This window comes from Vibrio sp. nBUS_14, from assembly GCF_051201655.1.
Classification (GTDB): Bacteria; Pseudomonadota; Gammaproteobacteria; order Enterobacterales; family Vibrionaceae; genus Vibrio.
In genome coordinates this window covers 2,431,603-2,449,861 of sequence record NZ_CP179206.1, presented here as the reverse complement: position 1 = coordinate 2,449,861, position 18,259 = coordinate 2,431,603, and the positions used below count along the sequence as shown (strand labels likewise).

Genomic DNA, 18,259 nt, shown 5'->3' with positions numbered 1-18,259 from the left:
TAATATCCACCGAAACTGGCTAACGAAGTTAGTCTTCGATAAACCAGTAGCCTTTGTTCACTAATTCAGTCACGACAGTTACATCGGAAAGAGACAATATGGTTGCTGAATTAATCACCTCGTCGTCACAAAGTACGTTTAGTAGTGATGAATCCGCTTCTTCAACCTTGACCACTTCACCATTGATGTAAGCCGTGTTGCTTTCATTCTCGTGGTAGAGTGCTTTTAAGCCCGATACTCGACAGATCTCGCCTTCTGACTCTAGGTGTTGAGCGATCTCTTCTGCTGTCCATAGAGGCTCAGGCGCAACGATATCTAGCTGGTGGCGTGATTGGCTTAGCAGGCAGCCCATGAAGTCTTTGATGGTTTCAGGCTCTTCAAGCGCTGACATCAACATTTCCGTTAGGTTATTCATATCAGATGTACGAATCTTGCCGTAGTTATCTTGAGATTTGAATTCAGGGTCATGCAGGTGAGCATCACCCATATCATGCGCCAGTACAAAATCCGCAAAGTTACTGATTAGCTCTTGTTCTTTTGGTGAACGGTAACCAATAGAGTAGCTCATTGACGGCTCTAACGTGTTCCCTTCATGCGGGAAACCCGGTGGGATATAGAGGATATCGCCTGGCTCTAAGGTTTCATCAATGATTGGCTCAAAGCCTTCAATCTGACGAAGAGCAGAAGCTTGAATGGTTTCTTGGTACTGACCTACATCTTTTGCTCCAACCTTCCATTGTCGCTTACCTTGACCTTGGATGATGAACACATCGTATTGATCGATATGCGGACCTACACCACCTTCAGGTGCTGAGTAGCATATCATCAGATCGTCGAATAACCAGTTTGGCAATTGTTGAAAAGCTTCAGTCAACTGGTTAGCGCCTTGGTGCCAATGGTTTGCTGCTTGTACAACTAATTGCCAATGAGTTTCGGTGAGTTCACCGAACTTATCTTCAGAAAAGGGGCCGTGTTCTGCTTCCCATTTATTATCAAGGTTAGATATAAAGCGAGAATCCACTTCTTCTTCCATCGATAAACCAGCAAGTTCTTCAGGCGAAATAGGGTCGATGAAGTTTTGGAATCCACCTTTTAAGATGGTTGGTTTTTTATGCCAGTAGTTTTCAAGAAACTCGGGCATAGAAAAGCTAAGTTGGTACATGCGAATCCTGTCTATATTTATGCTAGATGCTAGATGCTAGATGCTAGATGTTAGATGCTAGTTTGGCTTGTAAATCTTGTTGGACAATTTTAATTGCCTCTAACGCTACTTTTGGGTCGATTTCGTTGCTTTCGAGCAGGAAGATCAGGTCGACAGCTAACTTGACGTCTTCTGGGGCATTATCCAGTGGTGATGATGTGTTATCAGTGCTCATTTCGCTTAGGGTTCTCTAAGTTGATCAATCTTTCAATGTTTTGCATGGAGTCTTCGCAGCGTGCTAATCGCTCTTTTGCTAACTGCCAAGCCTCTTCCGCTTTTTTCTTACTGTGGCGAGGCGCTGAATCAAACGCTAACTTTCGTACTCGTACTAAATCGACCAATCGCTTTTGCCAATCTTGGTGCTGAGCGAGTTCGTTATACAAGTCATTGAGACTTTTCCCCGACTTACTTTTTCGATCTAACCTTAAATCATGGTTGGCTAACTCTCTTTGGACAGCTGCTATCTGATTGGTCAGCTTTTCGGTTAGGTAAGTCGCGCGAGATGCTGTGAGCTGATTATTAGCCTGCTCTCGTAATATGGTGCGGTAGGTGGCCTGCGCTTCCATTGCGTAGGGAAGTAAAATAGACGCACTACATTTAAATAAGGTTCTGTCGAATAACGCTTGATGATAAGCGCCCCTCGACTTATCAACTTGAGAGCAATGGCCGATCAAGGTATCAAGGACACTTTTAAGCTTTGAAAAATGATTCATGTCTCTTCCCGAACGCTGGTGGTTATAAGCTTACAAACCACGCTTCGTAAGCCAGTTTAATCGCAAGAACGCTAACGACCGTAACAAACACCGGTCTTATAAAAGTAGCGCCAAAACGAATGGCTGAGTGTGCCCCTACGAATGCACCTGCCATTAAGCATACACCCATGGTTAAACCAAGTACCCAATCGATATGTCCTAGAATTGCAAAAGTAACTAGAGAGGTGAAGTTACTGGTGAAGTTCATTGCTTTTGATAGGCCAGAAGCAAGCAAGATATTTAAACGATAGAGAGCCATAGAGCTAACTGTCCAAAAAGCGCCAGTACCTGGGCCTGCAACACCATCATAAAACCCTAGTATGAACCCTTGGTACTTTTGTTTTTTCTTAAGAACGGGACAAGGCTTAGGAGACACATTGTGTCTGACATCCGGAGTCTTGTGGAAAATGGTATAGACCGCAGCAGCAAGAATGACCAATGGCAGCACTTTCTCTAACCACTCCGTGCTAATAGCATCGACCGCTAAAGTACCTATGGTTGCACCAATTAATGTCGCAATGAACGCGTTTATCCAACATTCAGGTTTAAATAGCTTTTTACGATAATAAGCGACAGCGGCCGTTGATGAAGCAAAGGTCGCAGCAAGTTTATTTGTACCAAGTGCAATGTGTGGCGGTAGACCCAATGATAACAAAGCAGGGACGGTCAGCATTCCGCCTCCGCCAGCCACAGCATCAATAAAGCCGGCTGCAAATGCAACCAAAGCAAGTACAACCAACATGGTTGGTTCAATCATTTCCATAAATAGCTATTATTCTCGTTATGTGCTGTTAGAGCAGTAGCATGAGTAACCTTTGGGTTAGTCATGCACAATTGTGAATGCAAAGGTCAAGCGATGGTATACCCGAAGCCACCGATAAGATGGCTAAATTAGTGTTTTATTGTTCTTTTAAAAGGCGGTAACGAGTCGATTAAGGATTTCCCGTAACGCTTTGTCACTATGCGCCGATCAAGGATCGTGATTTTACCAGAATCTCTTTCTTTACGCAGTAACCGTCCGACAGATTGAATAAGCTTTTTACTCGCTTCTGGAACGGTAATCTGCATGAAGGGGTTACCGCCTCTTGATTCGATATATTCAGAGTGTGCTTGTTCAACCGGTGAGGTTGGTACGCCAAATGGAATCTTGGTGATGACCAGATTTTCAAGAAGCTCTCCTGGTAAATCAAGACCTTCAGAAAAGCTTCCGGTTCCAAATAGAACGCTTGTTTTACCTTGGTCTATTAGCTTTTTATGTTTTTTTAGGATTTCAGTGCGTGAAGTATCACCTTGAACCTGTAAAGCCCATGACTTTTTAACGAAATCTGTTGCCAAAGCTTCGGCAACTTTGTTCATTTGCCAGTAAGAAGAGAATAGAACGAGATTGGCTTTGTTGTCTTCTATTACCTTAGGCAAAATGTCAATAAGATATTCAGTAAACTGAGGCGCCTGTGGCTCGTACTTCATCGTTGGAACGATCAGCTCTGCTTGGTTTTGGTAATCGAATGGTGATGCCAATGCTAAAAACTGTACTCCATCCTCTTCTTTCTGGCTGATACCTGCTTGATGGCAGAAAAAGCTGAAGGAGTTAAGTGCTCTCATTGTCGCTGAAACTAACACCGCACCGACACAGCGGCTCCAAATCTGTTGGTCTAGCTGCCAACCAACTTCTAACGGAGAGACATTAACAACAAAGTCACCTTCGCTTTCTTTGCTCAATTCAAGCCAACGCGCCAAAGGCGCACCTTTTTCTCGTTTAGGTTCAGCCATTAAACGCCAAACTTGAGCAAGATTTTCTGTTCTTTGTATATAGAAGCCGATTTCAGCCAGAGCTGGCTCTGCTAACTTTGCCGAAAGCTCTCCATCTTTTACACGCTCTGCTATGAGGTCGGCGATTTTCGCTACGGCTTGGCTTGTCTTTTGAGTCAACTGTTTCAGATCTTTCGATTCGCTTTCCAGCCATTCCGGTAAGTCGCCGTGTTCGAAACGATACAGACCGTCTTCAAAGTGGCTAGCGTCAAATTGTTTGCTCATTTGAGTTAGAGTAGGAATCAACTGTTGTACAGAATCCTGTAATTCATTTCTGAATCGTCCCACTCGCTTTTCATCCGCTAAGCCCGAAAGTTTGGTGATTGATTGATTCAAACGCTCTAACCATGAAGCGGCACCTTTTAAGCTCGCTGCTGCAGAGGAATGGTCTCTTGCGACGTGTGGTAAGTGGTGAGCCTCGTCAAATATATAGATGCTATTTTCTGGTTCTGGAAGTATCACACCGCCGCCGAGGTCAGCATCAGCCATAACCAAACTGTGATTGGCGATAATCACGTCGGCTTTATCTAGCTCTGAGCGAGCTTTTTGGAAAGGGCAGTCTCTGTGCGTAGGGATACTGTTGTTACAGCTGTGCTTATCACTGACGATCATCTGCCAAATCATGTTGTCGATAGGTTTTGGCCAGGAGTCGCGATCACCGTCCCATTGACCTTGAGCCAAGCTACGATGCATGGTTTGAAGCTGTTCGATGTCTCTCTTCTTTGGCTTCGACTCGAACATCACCATTTGCCCACCATCAACTAGTCCACCATCAAGCCCACAAGCGACGGCTAACTTCTCGGCACAACAATAACGCTGTCTACCTTTGGCGAGTATAAAAGAGAACTCTCTATCAGTAAGCCTTCTATATAGAGGGAGATCTTTATTGACGAGCTGTTCTTGAAGGGCAACCGTCGCTGTAGAAATGACGATTTTTCGATTGTTGAGCACGGCGACAGGAATTGTTGCCATTAAATAAGCCAGTGACTTCCCGATCCCGGTTCCTGCTTCAGCCACAATCATGCGATTACTTTTGTGATATTGACAGCAAAGTGTCTTCGCTATTTCTGCAACAAGGTAATTTTGAGCACGTCGAGGTACAAAGTTATCCAACTGATCTTGGAGGTTTTGATAACTGGTGCGTATAGAATTTTGAATTTTAGTAGTTAGCATACTGTGACCTACGTAACGGAGCGAGGATAGTAGCACATATCACTAGTCGGTACATTTGCGGCGAAATAGCTTGCTTTTGAATCAAAGGTAGATCTTGTTCACAAAAAAAAACTGAACCATCAGGAACTTAACGATTTTATTTATCTTGCGAAATATAAATATTAAAAAAGACCCACCATTAGGTGTTAAATTCTGAAATTTGGTTAATATTTAGGACTATTTTGGTGTTAAGCTCTGTATATTTCTTTTTTAGGGTTACTATATTTCCTAGTAAACTCAAGGATAAGTTACTCGTAAAATAATGAGAATAAATGTAAGTAAATGATTTTTATATGTTTTTGTTTTTTTAGGTCTGTTTTTAGTTTATTTGACACGCAGGATAATCTTTTGCAATCTAGACCACGAAATTTAGTGGCGGTGATTAACTACCAAAGAGTGGTAATGACCAGTCACAATAAATAACAGGGAACCGGGCAAGGATCTCCCATTCTTAGAAAAGGCAGTGGATTTATTATGAAAAAGACTCTATTAGCGCTAGCAGTTATGACAGCAGCAGGTACAGCAAACGCAGCAGTTATGTATGATGATAACGATGTTACAGTTACTATTAAAGGTGACATTGACGTACATTACATTAAGACCTCTGACAAAAATCAAGATGCTCAAATTGCTGTAGATGATGCTGATTTTGGTTTCGGCCTTAAGTACAATGTAACAGATGAATTAGCAGTTGGCGGTGCCCTAAACATCGATGGTGATGCTTCTATTGATGAAGATGGTCAGGATGAAAACCAAGGTATCGAAGTTAACGAGGTGTATGTTGGTCTAATGTACGGTCCAAACACTCTAACATTCGGTGAGCAATACACAGTCCGTGATGACTCCGGTATTGGCGGCGATTACGAGTTCGGTCTTGCTGGTGCAGTTGATAACTCCGACTTTTACGGACCACAGGTTGTTAAATATGTATACGATGCTGGCGAAATGTTCTATGGTGCTGCATCTTTCTCTGCTTACGAAAACGGTGCTAAAGGTCGTGTAGATGGTGACAGCGAAACAGATATTCGTTTAGGCGCTCGTGTTGCTGATTTCGACTTCACTGTTTATCTAGGTAAAACTAAAAAAAGTCAGGTAGATGAAGACCATTACATTCTTGAAGGTCGCTATACTCTTGATGCTCTTGAGCTAGCCGCTACATACGCTGCATCTACAACTGATAATGGCGTTGCTGGCACTGCTGATGTTGATACTGACGTTATTGGTGTTGCAGCTACTTATACTTTAAGTGAGCAAGTATCATTCGCTGCAGGTTACAGCATTATGGATAATGACACTGCTGGTTCCAAAGAAGTTGGTCAAGGTTACGTGAACACTACTTACAATTTCACAAGTCAAGTATGGTCTTACGCTGAAGTTGGTTTCACTGACGAAGACAATAAAGATACAGCTTACGTAGTAGGTATGGGCGTTAAATTCTAATAGAATTTGCTCTAGTTACTTGTAAGATAAAAGTCACCTTCGGGTGACTTTTTTAGTTTAGGAGGTATAAATGAAATTAATAAATATCACAGCGGTGGCACTTTTGTTATCAGCTTCTTCAGCGTATTCTGCATCTTTAGCCTTACCTAAGTCGGTGAGTGTACTTACAGTTAATGGGGTTCAATCTGACGAAAGTCCAATTAAAAACTTACCTGTTGGTTTGAATCAAGTTGTTATCCAATATAAGCAGGTACTAAAAAATGGATCCAAGAAAGAGCTTTTAGAGTCAAAACCTCTGCTATTTAATGTGAGTATAAGAGATAAAGCTGAAGTGTTGGACTTAAAACACCCACGATTCATATCATATAAGGTGGCGCAGAGTGCTTTTAGGAAAAATGAGGTCCAATGGATAATTAGTTCTGGAGTTTCATCAATACCTGTGGACTCTACGGTGCTTCCAGGGAACGGAGGCTTTTTACCTTATGCAGATATTGAAAAAGCAGTTGCAACTTACAACAGCGAGCATGGAATTGTTTTTTCTAAGCCTGGTTCTACAAACTTTTCTGAAGCTGTCATCACTGTCGATGGAAGTGGTAAAGCACAAATTACGGGAGACTTCGTCTCTCAACTTAAGTTATGGTACGCTAAAGCATCTAAGCAAGAACGCAAAGAATTCCGTAAATGGATGATTGACCAAGAGTAATCAATCTTCATTTACAAAAAAGCGAGACTAATGAGTGTCTCGCTTTTTTGTATTGCAATGAGTTAAATCTCTTTCCATTCTCCAGGCTGCAGCTGCCCCACACTCATATTACCCATTGAATAGCGAATAAGACGTAGGGTAGGGAAGCCGATATTGGCTGTCATTCGTCTGACCTGACGGTTTCGTCCTTCGATGATAGTAATCGCTAACCAGGTCGTTGGTATTGCAGCTCTGAATCTTACCGGTGGGTTTCTGTCCCACACCTTCGGCTCAGCCATGACCTCCACCTTTGCAGGCAGCGTCATGCCGTCTTTTAGTTCGACGCCTTTTCTCAATTTATCTAAATCTTCCTCAGAAGGTGCGCCTTCAACCTGCACCCAGTAAGTCTTTGGTGATTTTGAATTTGGTTGAATCAACTTTGCTTGAAAGATGCCATCGTTGGTCAATACCATTAAACCTTCGCTGTCACGGTCTAGTCGTCCGGCTGCATAAACATCTTTAACCGGAATAAAGTCAGCGAGCGTTTTCCTGCCTTCGCCATCAGTGAATTGGCTGAGAGTATCGAAAGGCTTGTTGAATAAAATTACTTTGCGATCTTCAACTGATACTTTGGGTTTTGCGCTAGTAAGTTTGGCCTTGTATCGGTGTTTACTTGAGTGCGGTTTCTTGTGCGAATTGCCAGTGTTATTTTTATCACTGCCGCGGCTTGGTCTATTACCGTTTTGTTTTAATGTTGTACCAGAACGAGCTGGTTTGTCTGAGCTAGATGCGCCTCGAGAGCGAGTAGACATGTTAACTACCTTGCAAAAATGTAAACGAAGTGTGCCGAAAAGTTTTCACTGAAACGGAATTGAGCTATCATTTGCGCGCCTAAAAGACACAAAATAGAACAAGTTGATGGACTCTTAAGCCTGATTTGTTTAATTATACCAACGTGTTTTATTATAACTGGCTCTTTTATTAAAACAAAGCACTCACGGATTTGGTTCATGCTGTCATCAAGATGGCATGAAAAATAAGATAGAGTACGACTAACGACTAACGAGTAAGCAGTTTTCACTCTCTGAGTGGCTTACTGGTCAATTTATAACATTCTCACTATTAAAGTGAGGTTGTCAGAACTATAGGGAAATTTCATGCCTACTGAAAAACCAACTATCATCTACACAATTACAGACGAAGCTCCGGCATTAGCAACCTATTCTCTGCTGCCAATCATTCAATCTTTTACAGCTTCTTCTGGTATTGACGTTGATACTCGCGACATTTCACTTGCAGGGCGCATTATTGCCAACTTCCCTGACTATTTGAACGAAGAGCAACGTATTGGTGATGCATTAGCAGAACTAGGTGAATTGGCTAAGACACCAGAAGCAAACATTATCAAGCTTCCAAACATCTCGGCATCGATACCTCAACTTCAAGCAACGATCAAAGAACTTCAGTCAAAAGGTTACGCACTTCCTAACTACCCTGAAGAAGCAAACACTGACGAAGAGAAAGCCGTTAAAACGACTTACGATAAGATTAAAGGTAGTGCAGTAAACCCTGTACTACGTGAGGGTAACTCAGATCGTCGTGCACCACTTTCAGTGAAGAACTACGCGAAGAAAAACCCACACTCAATGGGTGCTTGGTCTGCAGACTCTAAGTCGCACGTTTCAAGCATGGAAGACAAAGACTTCTTCGGTAGCGAAAAGTCAGTAACGATTGAAGGTGCTACAGAAGTGAGCATCGAATTCGTAGGCAAAGATGGCGCGAAGAAAACACTGAAGACAGCTTTTGCTCTACAAGATAAAGAGATCATCGATGCGTCAGTAATGAACAAAGCTGCTCTGGTTGCATTCTTTGAAAAAGAGATCGTATCAGCTAAAGAGCAAGGCGTTCTGCTTTCACTTCACATGAAAGCAACGATGATGAAAGTATCTGATCCTGTGATTTTTGGTCACGCGGTTAAGGTTTATTACAAAGACGTATTTGCTAAGCACGGTCAACTGTTCGACGAGTTAGGTGTTGATGTGAATAACGGCATCGGCGATGTATACGCAAAAATTGCTGCGCTTCCTCAAGAGCAGAAGCAAGCGATTGAAGCTGACCTACAAGCGGTATACGAAACTCAACCACCACTAGCGATGGTAGATTCAGACCGCGGTATTACTAACCTACACGTACCAAGCGATATCATTGTTGATGCATCTATGCCTGCAATGCTGCGTTCTTCAGGTCAAATGTGGGATCCAGAAGGTAAGCAAAAAGATACCAAAGCTATGATCCCAGATCGCAGCTACGCAAGCATCTACCAAGCTGTTATTGATTTTTGTAAAGAGAATGGTGCTTTCGACCCTACAACTATGGGTAGCGTACCAAACGTTGGCCTGATGGCTCAAAAAGCGGAAGAATACGGTTCTCACGATAAGACTTTCATCCTAGAAGCTGCTGGTCAGGTTCAAGTGGTTGACGCTTTTGGTTCTGTTCTTCTCGAGCAAGACGTAGAGGAAGGCGATATCTTCCGTATGTGTCAGGTTAAAGATGCACCAATTCAAGACTGGGTTAAGCTTGCTGTAACTCGCGCACGTGCTGCGGGTGTTCCTGCGGTATTCTGGTTAGATGCGGCTCGTGCACATGACGCTCAATTGATTAAGAAAGTAGAAGCTTATCTTCCTGAGTACGATACAGATGGCCTTGAAATGAAGATTCTGGCGCCATTAGAAGCAACTCAGTACTCGCTAGTTCGTATTAAAGAAGGTCTAGATACCATTTCTGTTACAGGTAACGTATTACGTGATTACCTAACAGATTTGTTCCCAATTCTAGAGCTTGGTACGTCAGCTAAAATGCTGTCGATTGTTCCACTAATGAATGGCGGCGGTCTGTTTGAAACAGGCGCAGGCGGTTCTGCGCCTAAGCACGTACAACAAGTAGAAAAAGAAAACCATCTGCGTTGGGATTCTTTAGGTGAATTCTTGGCATTAGCGGCATCTCTAGAACACCTAAGCGTAGTAACTGGTAATGCTAAGGCACAAGTTCTCGCTGATGCACTTGATAAAGCGACAGGTGAATTCCTAGACAAAAACAAATCTCCTTCACGTCGAGTACGTGAGCTTGATAACCGTGGTAGCCACTACTACCTAGCAGCATACTGGGCTAAAGCGCTTGCTGAGCAAACAGTTGATGCTGACCTAGCTGCTGAGTTTGCAGGTGTTGCAAGTCAACTGGCTGAAAGCGAAGAAGCGATTGTTGCTGAGCTGAACAACGCTCAAGGTGTTGTTGGCGATTTAGGCGGTTACTATTTACTAGATGACGCACTAGTTTCAAAGCTAATGCGCCCGAGTGATACATTGAACGCATTTATTGACGCATAGTGATTAGACTCACCGTTAGCAAGTCATGGATATGGGTTGCTGACGAGTCGCTTGATCTGACAGTTAAGTCATAGATTAAGTCAAAACGAAAGACGCTTTAACGATAACGTTAAAGCGTCTTTTTTTATAATGCTTTCCTAGGTCTAGACCTAGCTTGAGGTCGAACATCCACGGACGAATTGTACTGTGATCAACTTTATAGCTCCCAGATCGAAAAACCGCTCATTTAATCCTGTATCAAATGAGCGGTTTCAATATTCTGCTTACCTGTCAGTCGTTCATTAACGCTGATAGAGTTCAACATGATGTGGCAATCGCCTATTTAGCGGCGCTGCCTTCGACAGGAACAACGGAACTAGCATGGGATCCTTTAGGTCCACTTTCTACTTCATAGTCGACTTGCTGACCCGCTTTTAAGGTTCGATAACCATCCATCTGTATTGTGGAATAGTGCGCAAAAATATCGCCGTCTTCACCTTCTGGACAAATAAAGCCAAACCCTTTGGCGTTGTTAAACCATTTTACTGTACCTGTAGCCATGCTATACATCCCTCATGCATTTTGTTACTAACGTTGTTATATCAATTGTCGTAAGTGCGATTGATATCATTCTTACCAGCTAACGGATTTCAGCTGATAACTTGAATCTCGTACATTGCTTACGGAAATTAACGCTACCTTGCGTAATAATTCCTTGTTATTGCATTTTTTGTTTTTGTTAAGGTTGCTTAAGAAAAACCTATAGCACCAATGTAGCTAATGATTGAGCGCAGTCAATAGTAAATTGGTATAAAAGTGATCAATTTTAATAACAAACCACACTCGAGATTAACTACAAACTATTAACTAAATAGTAACTTAGTGGTGATCTTATAGTCGACGTCCATAGTAATGGTGTCTTTTTAATCAATCACATATGTTAATCCTGTTAATAGACATCTTTTATTTGCAGCGATGGAAATGGTGGATTAGGCTCAGTATAGAGGAATATTTTTTGGTACTGTTTCTTGGTGCAGTTTCTTAGTACACCGTAAAGCGTGAATGTGGTAGATTTGAGTTAAGCAAGCACTCACGAATTCCGAAAAATAACCCTAGCAAAGCTGATATGAGCAGAAACTTCGAATGGGCAGCTCCAGGCTCAGATTTACTGGAGAAAGAAGCAACAAAAGTAAAGCCACCGGCCATGTATAACGTTGTGTTGAACAACGATGATTACACGCCAATGGATTTTGTAATTGAGATCCTCGAGCGGTTTTTCTTACTAGATATCGAACAAGCAACGGAAGTGATGCTCAAGGTTCATTATGAAGGTAAAGCTATTTGCGGCACATACAGTGCTGAAATAGCGGAAACAAAGGTAGCGCAGGTAAGGATGTACTCAAAGGAAAATGAGCATCCGCTACTATGTACAATGGAGCAAGTATAAATTGCTCGAACAACACTGTTGTTCCCTTAGGAGGTACTTATGCTAAATAAAGAATTAGAGTCGAGTTTAAATGGCGCATTTGCTCGTGCGCGAGACAAGCGACATGAATTTATGACTGTCGAGCACCTCCTACTAGCATTATTAGAAAATGATGCGGCCAAGGAAGCGCTCCAAGCTTGTCAGGCTGATCTCGATGCTCTTCGTAATGAGCTCGATATTTTTATTGACCAAACAACCCCGCTTATTCCAGAAAGCGATGAAACTCGAGAAACCCAGCCAACACTGAGCTTCCAACGAGTACTTCAGCGCGCGGTTTTTCATGTCCAATCTTCAGGTCGCAGTGAAGTAACAGGTGCAAACGTGCTTGTGGCTATTTTTAGTGAGCAAGAATCTCACGCGGCATACCTACTTAAGAAAAACGACATCAGTCGCTTAGACATCGTTAACTTCATCTCACACGGTATTACTAAAGCAAGTAATGAAGGCGACAGCGCTTCATCTTCTGACTCATTTGGTGGTGCAGAAAATGCTGAAGAAGCAAATTCTGAAGACCGTCTAGAAAATTTTGCAACCAATCTTAATGAAGTGGCTAAGCAAGGTAATATCGACCCACTGATCGGCCGTGACAAAGAGCTTGAGCGAACAGTTCAAGTATTGTGTCGTCGTCGTAAAAATAATCCTCTGTTAGTCGGTGAAGCGGGTGTAGGTAAAACGGCCATTGCAGAAGGTCTTGCATGGCGTATCGTTGAAGGTCAAGTGCCTGAAATCATTCAGAGCAGCGTGATTTACTCTTTAGATATTGGTTCACTGCTTGCAGGTACCAAATATCGTGGTGACTTTGAGAAGCGCTTTAAAGCTATTCTTAAGCAACTGGAAAAAGAAGAAGATGCTATCTTGTTCATCGATGAAATTCACACCATCATTGGTGCGGGTGCCGCATCGGGTGGACAAGTTGATGCTGCAAACTTAATCAAACCGCTACTAAGCAGTGGTAAATTACGTTGTATCGGTTCAACCACTTATCAAGAGTACAGCAGTATTTTTGAGAAGGAACGTGCGTTATCTCGTCGCTTCCAGAAAATCGATATTGTTGAACCATCACTTGATGACACGACCAAGATTCTGATTGGCTTGAAACCAAAATACGAAGCTCACCACGAAGTACGTTATACAAATAAAGCATTACGTGCCGCTGTGGAGCTGTCTGCTAAGTATATTAATGAACGTCACCTTCCAGATAAGGCGATTGACGTTATTGATGAAGCGGGTGCCCGTAGTCGTTTGGCTCCAGCAAGTCGTCGTAAGAAGACAGTGAGCGTGGCTGATATCGAGTCGATGGTTGCGAAAATGGCTCGTATTCCTGAAAAGTCAGTATCATCTTCAGACAAAGATACGCTGCAGAAGCTGGATGACCGCATGAAGATGTTGGTATTCGGACAAGACCCAGCTATCGATGTATTGAGCGAAGCGATAAAGCTAACTCGTGCAGGATTAGGAGCAGACAATAAACCTGTCGGTTCATTCCTATTCGCTGGTCCTACTGGTGTGGGTAAAACTGAGGTGACGGTTCAGCTTTCTAAACTAATGGGTATTGAGCTGCTGCGTTTTGATATGTCTGAATACGGTGAGCGTCACTCAGTGAGCCGTTTGATCGGTGCTCCTCCTGGTTATGTAGGGTACGATCAAGGTGGTCTACTTACTGATGCAGTCATCAAGAATCCGCACTCTGTGGTGTTACTTGATGAGATTGAGAAGGCTCACCCAGATATCTTTAACTTGTTATTACAAGTCATGGATAACGGTACTTTGACGGACAACAATGGTCGCAAAGCAGATTTCCGTAATGTGATCTTAGTAATGACAACCAACGCAGGTGTTGCGGAAACCGAGAAGAAATCGATCGGTCTGATCCAACAAGATCATGCGCCAGACGCAATGGGTGAGATTAAGAAAGTCTTCACTCCGGAGTTTCGTAACCGTCTTGATAATATCATTTGGTTCAACAGTTTAGACCCAAGTGTAATCAGCCAAGTTGTCGATAAGTTTATTGTAGAGCTTCAGGTTCAACTGGACGCACGTGGTGTCTCTTTAGAAGTGTCTGAAGATGCTCGTCACTGGTTGGCACATCTAGGCTATGACAAGACTATGGGCGCACGTCCTATGGGCCGAGTTATTCAAGAGAAGCTTAAGAAGCCGCTTGCGAATGAATTGTTGTTCGGTAGTTTGGTCGACGGCGGTACTGTGAAAGTGTCTCTGAAGAAAGATGAACTGGACTTTGTTTACGTAGGTGCCAAAGAAGAAGTGATGCACTAAGAGCTAGAGACTAGTAGCTAACTACTATTAGTCAATAACGAAGAGTAGACGCACTTAACGCAATACTTTGATAAAAACGCATGACTTCGGTTGTGCGTTTTTTTGTATCTGCGTGCCTGAAAAGACCGCTAGGAATGCGTGTAGATGCACTAGAGCGTTATATAGAGTTGAGAGCTAAACATTGAAGGATGAGGCGACGCGGGTTAAGAGCGCTACTTTAGGAAAGAGAATGATTTATAAACCGATTAGCGAATCTGTTTGCTTTTGTATAGGCGATAAAAAACGGAGCATATAGCTCCGTTTTTTATCGTATTCGATAATTAAAAATTAACGAGCACGGAAGACGATGCGGCCTTTAGAAAGGTCGTATGGAGTCATCTCAACAGTTACTTTATCACCAGTAAGAATACGGATGTAGTTCTTACGCATTTTACCAGAGATGTGTGCTGTCACTACGTGACCATTTTCAAGCTCAACACGGAACATCGTGTTTGGTAGAGTATCAAGGACAGTGCCTTGCATCTCGATTACGTCTTCTTTAGCCATCTAATCCTCTTTCGAAACTTGGCGGTTTTCAACGGCTTGATTGTGCCGTTAAAATCAAAATATGTAAAGTTGTCGCGTATTCTACCCTTGCCACCGTTGATTTACTAGCCTTTGATGACGTTGAAATCGTACTTTATAGTTCATAGCAGGACATTCATCGATTTGATAACCCAAATATAGCCATTGTTTTTGTTCTTTTTGGGCGTGTTGAATCTGGAACAAAACGCCTAAGGTTCCCATAGAGATATCGATGTCAGGGTCGAAGAAGGTATAAAACGCACTGGTACAGCGACACATAACATCGGTAACAGCGATGCCGACCAACTGGTTCTCATTGTAGATGTGCATGTATTGCGTAGTAAGCCACTCGTTTTTGGAGAACTGTAGGAACTCTTCCTTTTTTGGAGGGTACATGGTTCCAGATTGATGACGAGCTGTAATGTATCGGCTGTATAAATCAAACCAGTTGTCATCCATCGTGTCTTTGAATTCCCAGTGGAATGACTTGGCTTTGTTCAGGATTCGTCGCTGGCTTTTTGAAAACTTTATTTCTGGGATGGAAAGGCGAATAGCCTGACAAGCTGAGCAATTGTCACAATGCGGTTTGTAGATCGTGCTGCCACTGCGACGAAACCCATTCGCAAGCAGTACTTCGTAGTTATCTGCCGTGTGCATAAATTCATCGAGCGTCACTGCTACACGTTCTTGGAGGTGTGGCAGATAGCTGCAAGCATGGTTATCGGTCAATCCAATTCTGATTTGTTGTAAATCTGAACTCATGTAGGCATTTCCTCTAGCCATTGTGCTTTAAAACATCCATCGTCAAGCTGATTTTCTTTGAGTACTTTCAGAGTACTAAGAAACTCATCTCTTTCTATTTCGATAGCGCCTATAGAGTCCAAGTGAGGATTCATTACTTGGCAATCGATGAGCTTTCCTCCAAATTGATTAAAGTGTCTGCAGAAATACCATAGCGCAATTTTGGAGGCATTGGTCTTCAAACTAAACATTGATTCACCACAAAATACCTGACCTCTATGCAAACCGTATAGGCCGCCAATTAGCTCATTATCTTGCCAAACCTCTACCGAGTGGCAAAAACCTAATGCTGACAATTCGCGGTAGGCGGTTTGCATGTCTTCGTTTAGCCACGTTTCTTCTTGAGGCCTGAGCGATGAACAGTAACCAATCACTTTATCGGTCGCTTGGTTGATGCTGATTCGATAATTGTGCTTTCTTTGAAATTTTTTAAGACTTTTTGACGGTTCGAATGTCTTAGGATTAAATACTGCTCGCGGTGCAGGGCTCCACCAAAGTATAGGCTCCCCAGGCCCATACCATGGAAATATACCTTGGCTATAAGCGTTTAAAATTCGCATCGGTGATAAATCACCACCAAAGGCGAGTAAGCCATTCGGTTCGTCAAGGGCTTCAAAGGGCGAAGGAAACTCTATACTAGTAGTATCAAGCTCGGTTAGGTATATAGTCATAAGTACCGCGTCACAGATTAATCAATGGCCAAGAGGTCTTCAGGAGTTTTACCATGAAAAAGTTGCTTTGGATTTTACTTGTTTTGCCGATGTTGGCAAATGCAGCTTACAACCGGAACGAAGCTCGTCCTGTTAACGAGGTCGTTTATGGTGAAATTGATACGGTTAGATATATCACACAGCAGGAAATCCTTGAATCGAAAGCAAATGGTTGGGAAACCTTGTTAGGCGCAGCGATTGGTGGCCTGATCGGTAATCAATTTGGTGGCGGCACGGGTAAAGAGGTGGCTACGGCCGTTGGTGCTGTTGCTGGGGCTGGCATTGTGCGTAATCGAGGCAACACCCAATATAGGATTGAATACCAGTTGGTCGAGTTATTGGTCAAAACCAAAGACAATAAGCTGGTCAATATCATTCAAGATGTCGACAACTCTATGTTGTTTAGCCGTGGCGATGACGTGCGAATCCTTTATTTTTCTGATGGCGTGCGAGTGGATCTAGCATACTAGTATGTAAATACGTTTAGTTGGCGAATTAATAGCCTTTAACGAAGGGATTAGCTCTGGAGTTCATCGGAAAAGTTCGTTAGTCTGCAAGTACGAAGAATTATTCATCACCCGAAAATAAATACGCGCCAGTGGCTTCGGGTGGTACAAGGACTAAAAGATTCAATGGAAAGCCTTACGTTACAACCAATTCAAAAAGTGAGCGGGGAAGTTAACTTACCTGGCTCAAAAAGTGTCTCTAATCGTGCACTTCTTTTAGCGGCTCTTTCGACTGGAAAAACACGCCTAACCAATTTGTTAGACAGTGATGATATCCGGCATATGCTGAATGCTTTGACTCTGTTGGGCGTTGACTATCAATTGTCTGCAGATAAAACTGTCTGCGAAGTAACGGGCGTTGGTGGTGCATTCTCAAGCGACCAAGCTCTAGAACTTTTCTTAGGTAACGCTGGTACAGCGATGCGTCCATTAGCCGCTGCATTATGCTTAGGCCATGGTGAATATGTACTGACTGGCGAACCTCGAATGAAAGAGCGTCCAATCGGTCATTTAGTCACTGCATTGCGAGCAGCAGGTGCAGATGTCGAGTATCTAGAAAACGAAAACTTCCCACCGTTAAAAATTAAGGGCACTGGCCTTAAGAGTGGCACTGTTTCTATTGATGGCTCTATTTCTAGTCAATTTTTGACTGCATTTTTGATGGCTGCACCTTTAGCTGAAGGCGAAGTGACCATTAAAATTGATGGCGAACTAGTGTCGAAGCCTTATATCGATATCACGCTACACATTATGAAACAATTTGGTCTGGATGTGATCAATAACGATTACCAAGAGTTCGTGATTCCTACGGGTCAATCGTACTCTGCGCCGGGTGATTTCTTAGTTGAAGGTGATGCATCATCGGCATCTTACTTCCTTGCCGCTGCGGCGATTAAAGGTGGTGAGATTAAAGTGACGGGTATTGGTAAAAACAGTATTCAAGGTGATATTCAATTCGCTGATGCGCTTGAAAAAATGGGTGCTGAAATTGAATGGGGTGATGACTACGTAATCTCTCGTTGTGGCAAGCTGAAAGGCATTGATATGGACTATAACCATATCCCTGATGCTGCGATGACTATCGCGACAACAGCACTGTTTGCGAAAGGCACAACGGCTATTCGTAACGTCTACAATTGGCGTGTGAAAGAGACTGATCGCTTAGCTGCGATGGCGACAGAGCTTCGTAAAGTTGGCGCGGAGGTCGAAGAGGGTGAAGATTACATCATCGTTAACCCTATTGCTGAACTTACACATGCAGCGATCGATACCTATGATGACCACCGTATGGCGATGTGTTTCTCGTTAGTGGCGTTGAGTGATACACCTGTGACCATTAATGATCCGGGGTGTACTTCAAAAACTTTCCCTGACTATTTCGACAAACTGAAAATGCTTAGCCAATAAAAATAATGAGTGTATAAAGATTCAGGAAGCAAAAAGCTTGCCTAAATGGCAAG

The 18,259-nt window shown here is 42.9% G+C and carries 17 protein-coding genes; 7 read left to right on the top strand and 10 right to left on the bottom strand.

What is annotated here, in order from left to right; all coding sequences use genetic code 11:
* Positions 1-28: 28 nt before the first annotated feature.
* From ACMAZD_RS11455 to dinG, 5 genes are all read right to left on the bottom strand, one after another.
* The gene (locus tag ACMAZD_RS11455; RefSeq protein ID WP_435247319.1) at positions 29-1,162 is read right to left on the bottom strand and encodes a JmjC domain-containing protein; all 1,134 of its coding nucleotides are present in this window, start codon (positions 1,160-1,162) and stop codon (positions 29-31) included.
* 43 nt (positions 1,163-1,205) lie between these two features.
* Complete coding sequence (gene rsmS / locus ACMAZD_RS11450; RefSeq protein ID WP_435247318.1) at positions 1,206-1,376, bottom strand: pleiotropic regulatory protein RsmS; 171 nt, start codon at positions 1,374-1,376, stop codon at positions 1,206-1,208.
* Positions 1,366-1,914: a primosomal replication protein gene (locus ACMAZD_RS11445; RefSeq protein ID WP_435247317.1), complete on the bottom strand. Its 549-nt coding sequence runs from the start codon at positions 1,912-1,914 to the stop codon at positions 1,366-1,368. The genes rsmS and ACMAZD_RS11445 overlap by 11 nt, the downstream gene beginning before the upstream one ends.
* A gap of 22 nt (positions 1,915-1,936) precedes the next feature.
* Positions 1,937-2,716 (bottom strand): sulfite exporter TauE/SafE family protein, encoded by a 780-nt coding sequence (locus ACMAZD_RS11440; protein ID WP_435247316.1) that lies wholly within the window; start codon positions 2,714-2,716, stop codon positions 1,937-1,939.
* Positions 2,717-2,844: 128 nt separating this feature from the next.
* Positions 2,845-4,935: an ATP-dependent DNA helicase DinG gene (gene dinG, locus ACMAZD_RS11435; protein WP_435247315.1), complete on the bottom strand. Its 2,091-nt coding sequence runs from the start codon at positions 4,933-4,935 to the stop codon at positions 2,845-2,847.
* Positions 4,936-5,448: 513 nt separating this feature from the next.
* Here dinG and ACMAZD_RS11430 point away from each other — a divergent pair.
* A complete protein-coding gene (locus ACMAZD_RS11430; RefSeq protein WP_435247314.1) occupies positions 5,449-6,414 on the top strand; it encodes a porin in 966 nt (321 codons plus the stop codon).
* A 70-nt stretch (positions 6,415-6,484) separates the two neighbouring features.
* Positions 6,485-7,117: a DUF2057 family protein gene (locus ACMAZD_RS11425; RefSeq protein WP_435247313.1), complete on the top strand. Its 633-nt coding sequence runs from the start codon at positions 6,485-6,487 to the stop codon at positions 7,115-7,117.
* A gap of 62 nt (positions 7,118-7,179) precedes the next feature.
* Here the strand turns inward: ACMAZD_RS11425 and ACMAZD_RS11420 are convergent, their stop codons facing one another.
* Entirely contained in the window at positions 7,180-7,908 is a 729-nt protein-coding gene (locus ACMAZD_RS11420) for a pseudouridine synthase (protein ID WP_435247312.1), read from the bottom strand.
* A 345-nt stretch (positions 7,909-8,253) separates the two neighbouring features.
* On the opposite strand from ACMAZD_RS11420, the gene ACMAZD_RS11415 reads away from it, so the two are divergent.
* Positions 8,254-10,479 carry an NADP-dependent isocitrate dehydrogenase gene (locus tag ACMAZD_RS11415; protein ID WP_435247311.1) on the top strand — a complete coding sequence of 742 codons (2,226 nt, stop codon included), beginning with the start codon at positions 8,254-8,256 and terminating at the stop codon, positions 10,477-10,479.
* Between the two features lie 318 nt (positions 10,480-10,797).
* On the opposite strand, the gene cspD is transcribed toward ACMAZD_RS11415, so the two are convergent.
* Positions 10,798-11,019, bottom strand: coding sequence for a cold shock domain-containing protein CspD (gene cspD, locus ACMAZD_RS11410; protein WP_017105782.1), 222 nt, complete (start codon positions 11,017-11,019; stop codon positions 10,798-10,800).
* Between the two features lie 565 nt (positions 11,020-11,584).
* On the opposite strand from cspD, the gene clpS reads away from it, so the two are divergent.
* The gene (clpS, locus tag ACMAZD_RS11405) at positions 11,585-11,905 is read left to right on the top strand and encodes an ATP-dependent Clp protease adapter ClpS (RefSeq protein ID WP_435247310.1); all 321 of its coding nucleotides are present in this window, start codon (positions 11,585-11,587) and stop codon (positions 11,903-11,905) included.
* A 39-nt stretch (positions 11,906-11,944) separates the two neighbouring features.
* The gene (gene clpA / locus ACMAZD_RS11400; RefSeq protein WP_372263356.1) at positions 11,945-14,218 is read left to right on the top strand and encodes an ATP-dependent Clp protease ATP-binding subunit ClpA; all 2,274 of its coding nucleotides are present in this window, start codon (positions 11,945-11,947) and stop codon (positions 14,216-14,218) included.
* A 327-nt stretch (positions 14,219-14,545) separates the two neighbouring features.
* Here the strand turns inward: clpA and infA are convergent, their stop codons facing one another.
* The 3 genes from infA to aat form a co-directional block, all read right to left on the bottom strand.
* Positions 14,546-14,764 (bottom strand): translation initiation factor IF-1, encoded by a 219-nt coding sequence (gene infA, locus ACMAZD_RS11395; protein ID WP_001040192.1) that lies wholly within the window; start codon positions 14,762-14,764, stop codon positions 14,546-14,548.
* A gap of 81 nt (positions 14,765-14,845) precedes the next feature.
* On the bottom strand, positions 14,846-15,544 hold the full coding sequence (locus ACMAZD_RS11390; RefSeq protein WP_435247309.1) for an arginyltransferase: 699 nt from the start codon (positions 15,542-15,544) through the stop codon (positions 14,846-14,848).
* A complete protein-coding gene (aat, locus tag ACMAZD_RS11385; protein WP_435247308.1) occupies positions 15,541-16,254 on the bottom strand; it encodes a leucyl/phenylalanyl-tRNA--protein transferase in 714 nt (237 codons plus the stop codon). The genes ACMAZD_RS11390 and aat overlap by 4 nt, the downstream gene beginning before the upstream one ends.
* A gap of 53 nt (positions 16,255-16,307) precedes the next feature.
* Between aat and ACMAZD_RS11380 the strand changes: the two genes are divergently transcribed.
* Together ACMAZD_RS11380 and aroA are read left to right on the top strand one after the other, a co-directional pair.
* A complete protein-coding gene (locus ACMAZD_RS11380) occupies positions 16,308-16,763 on the top strand; it encodes a glycine zipper 2TM domain-containing protein (RefSeq protein ID WP_435247307.1) in 456 nt (151 codons plus the stop codon).
* Between the two features lie 162 nt (positions 16,764-16,925).
* Positions 16,926-18,206, top strand: coding sequence for a 3-phosphoshikimate 1-carboxyvinyltransferase (aroA, locus tag ACMAZD_RS11375; RefSeq protein ID WP_435247306.1), 1,281 nt, complete (start codon positions 16,926-16,928; stop codon positions 18,204-18,206).
* Positions 18,207-18,259 lie beyond the last annotated feature (53 nt).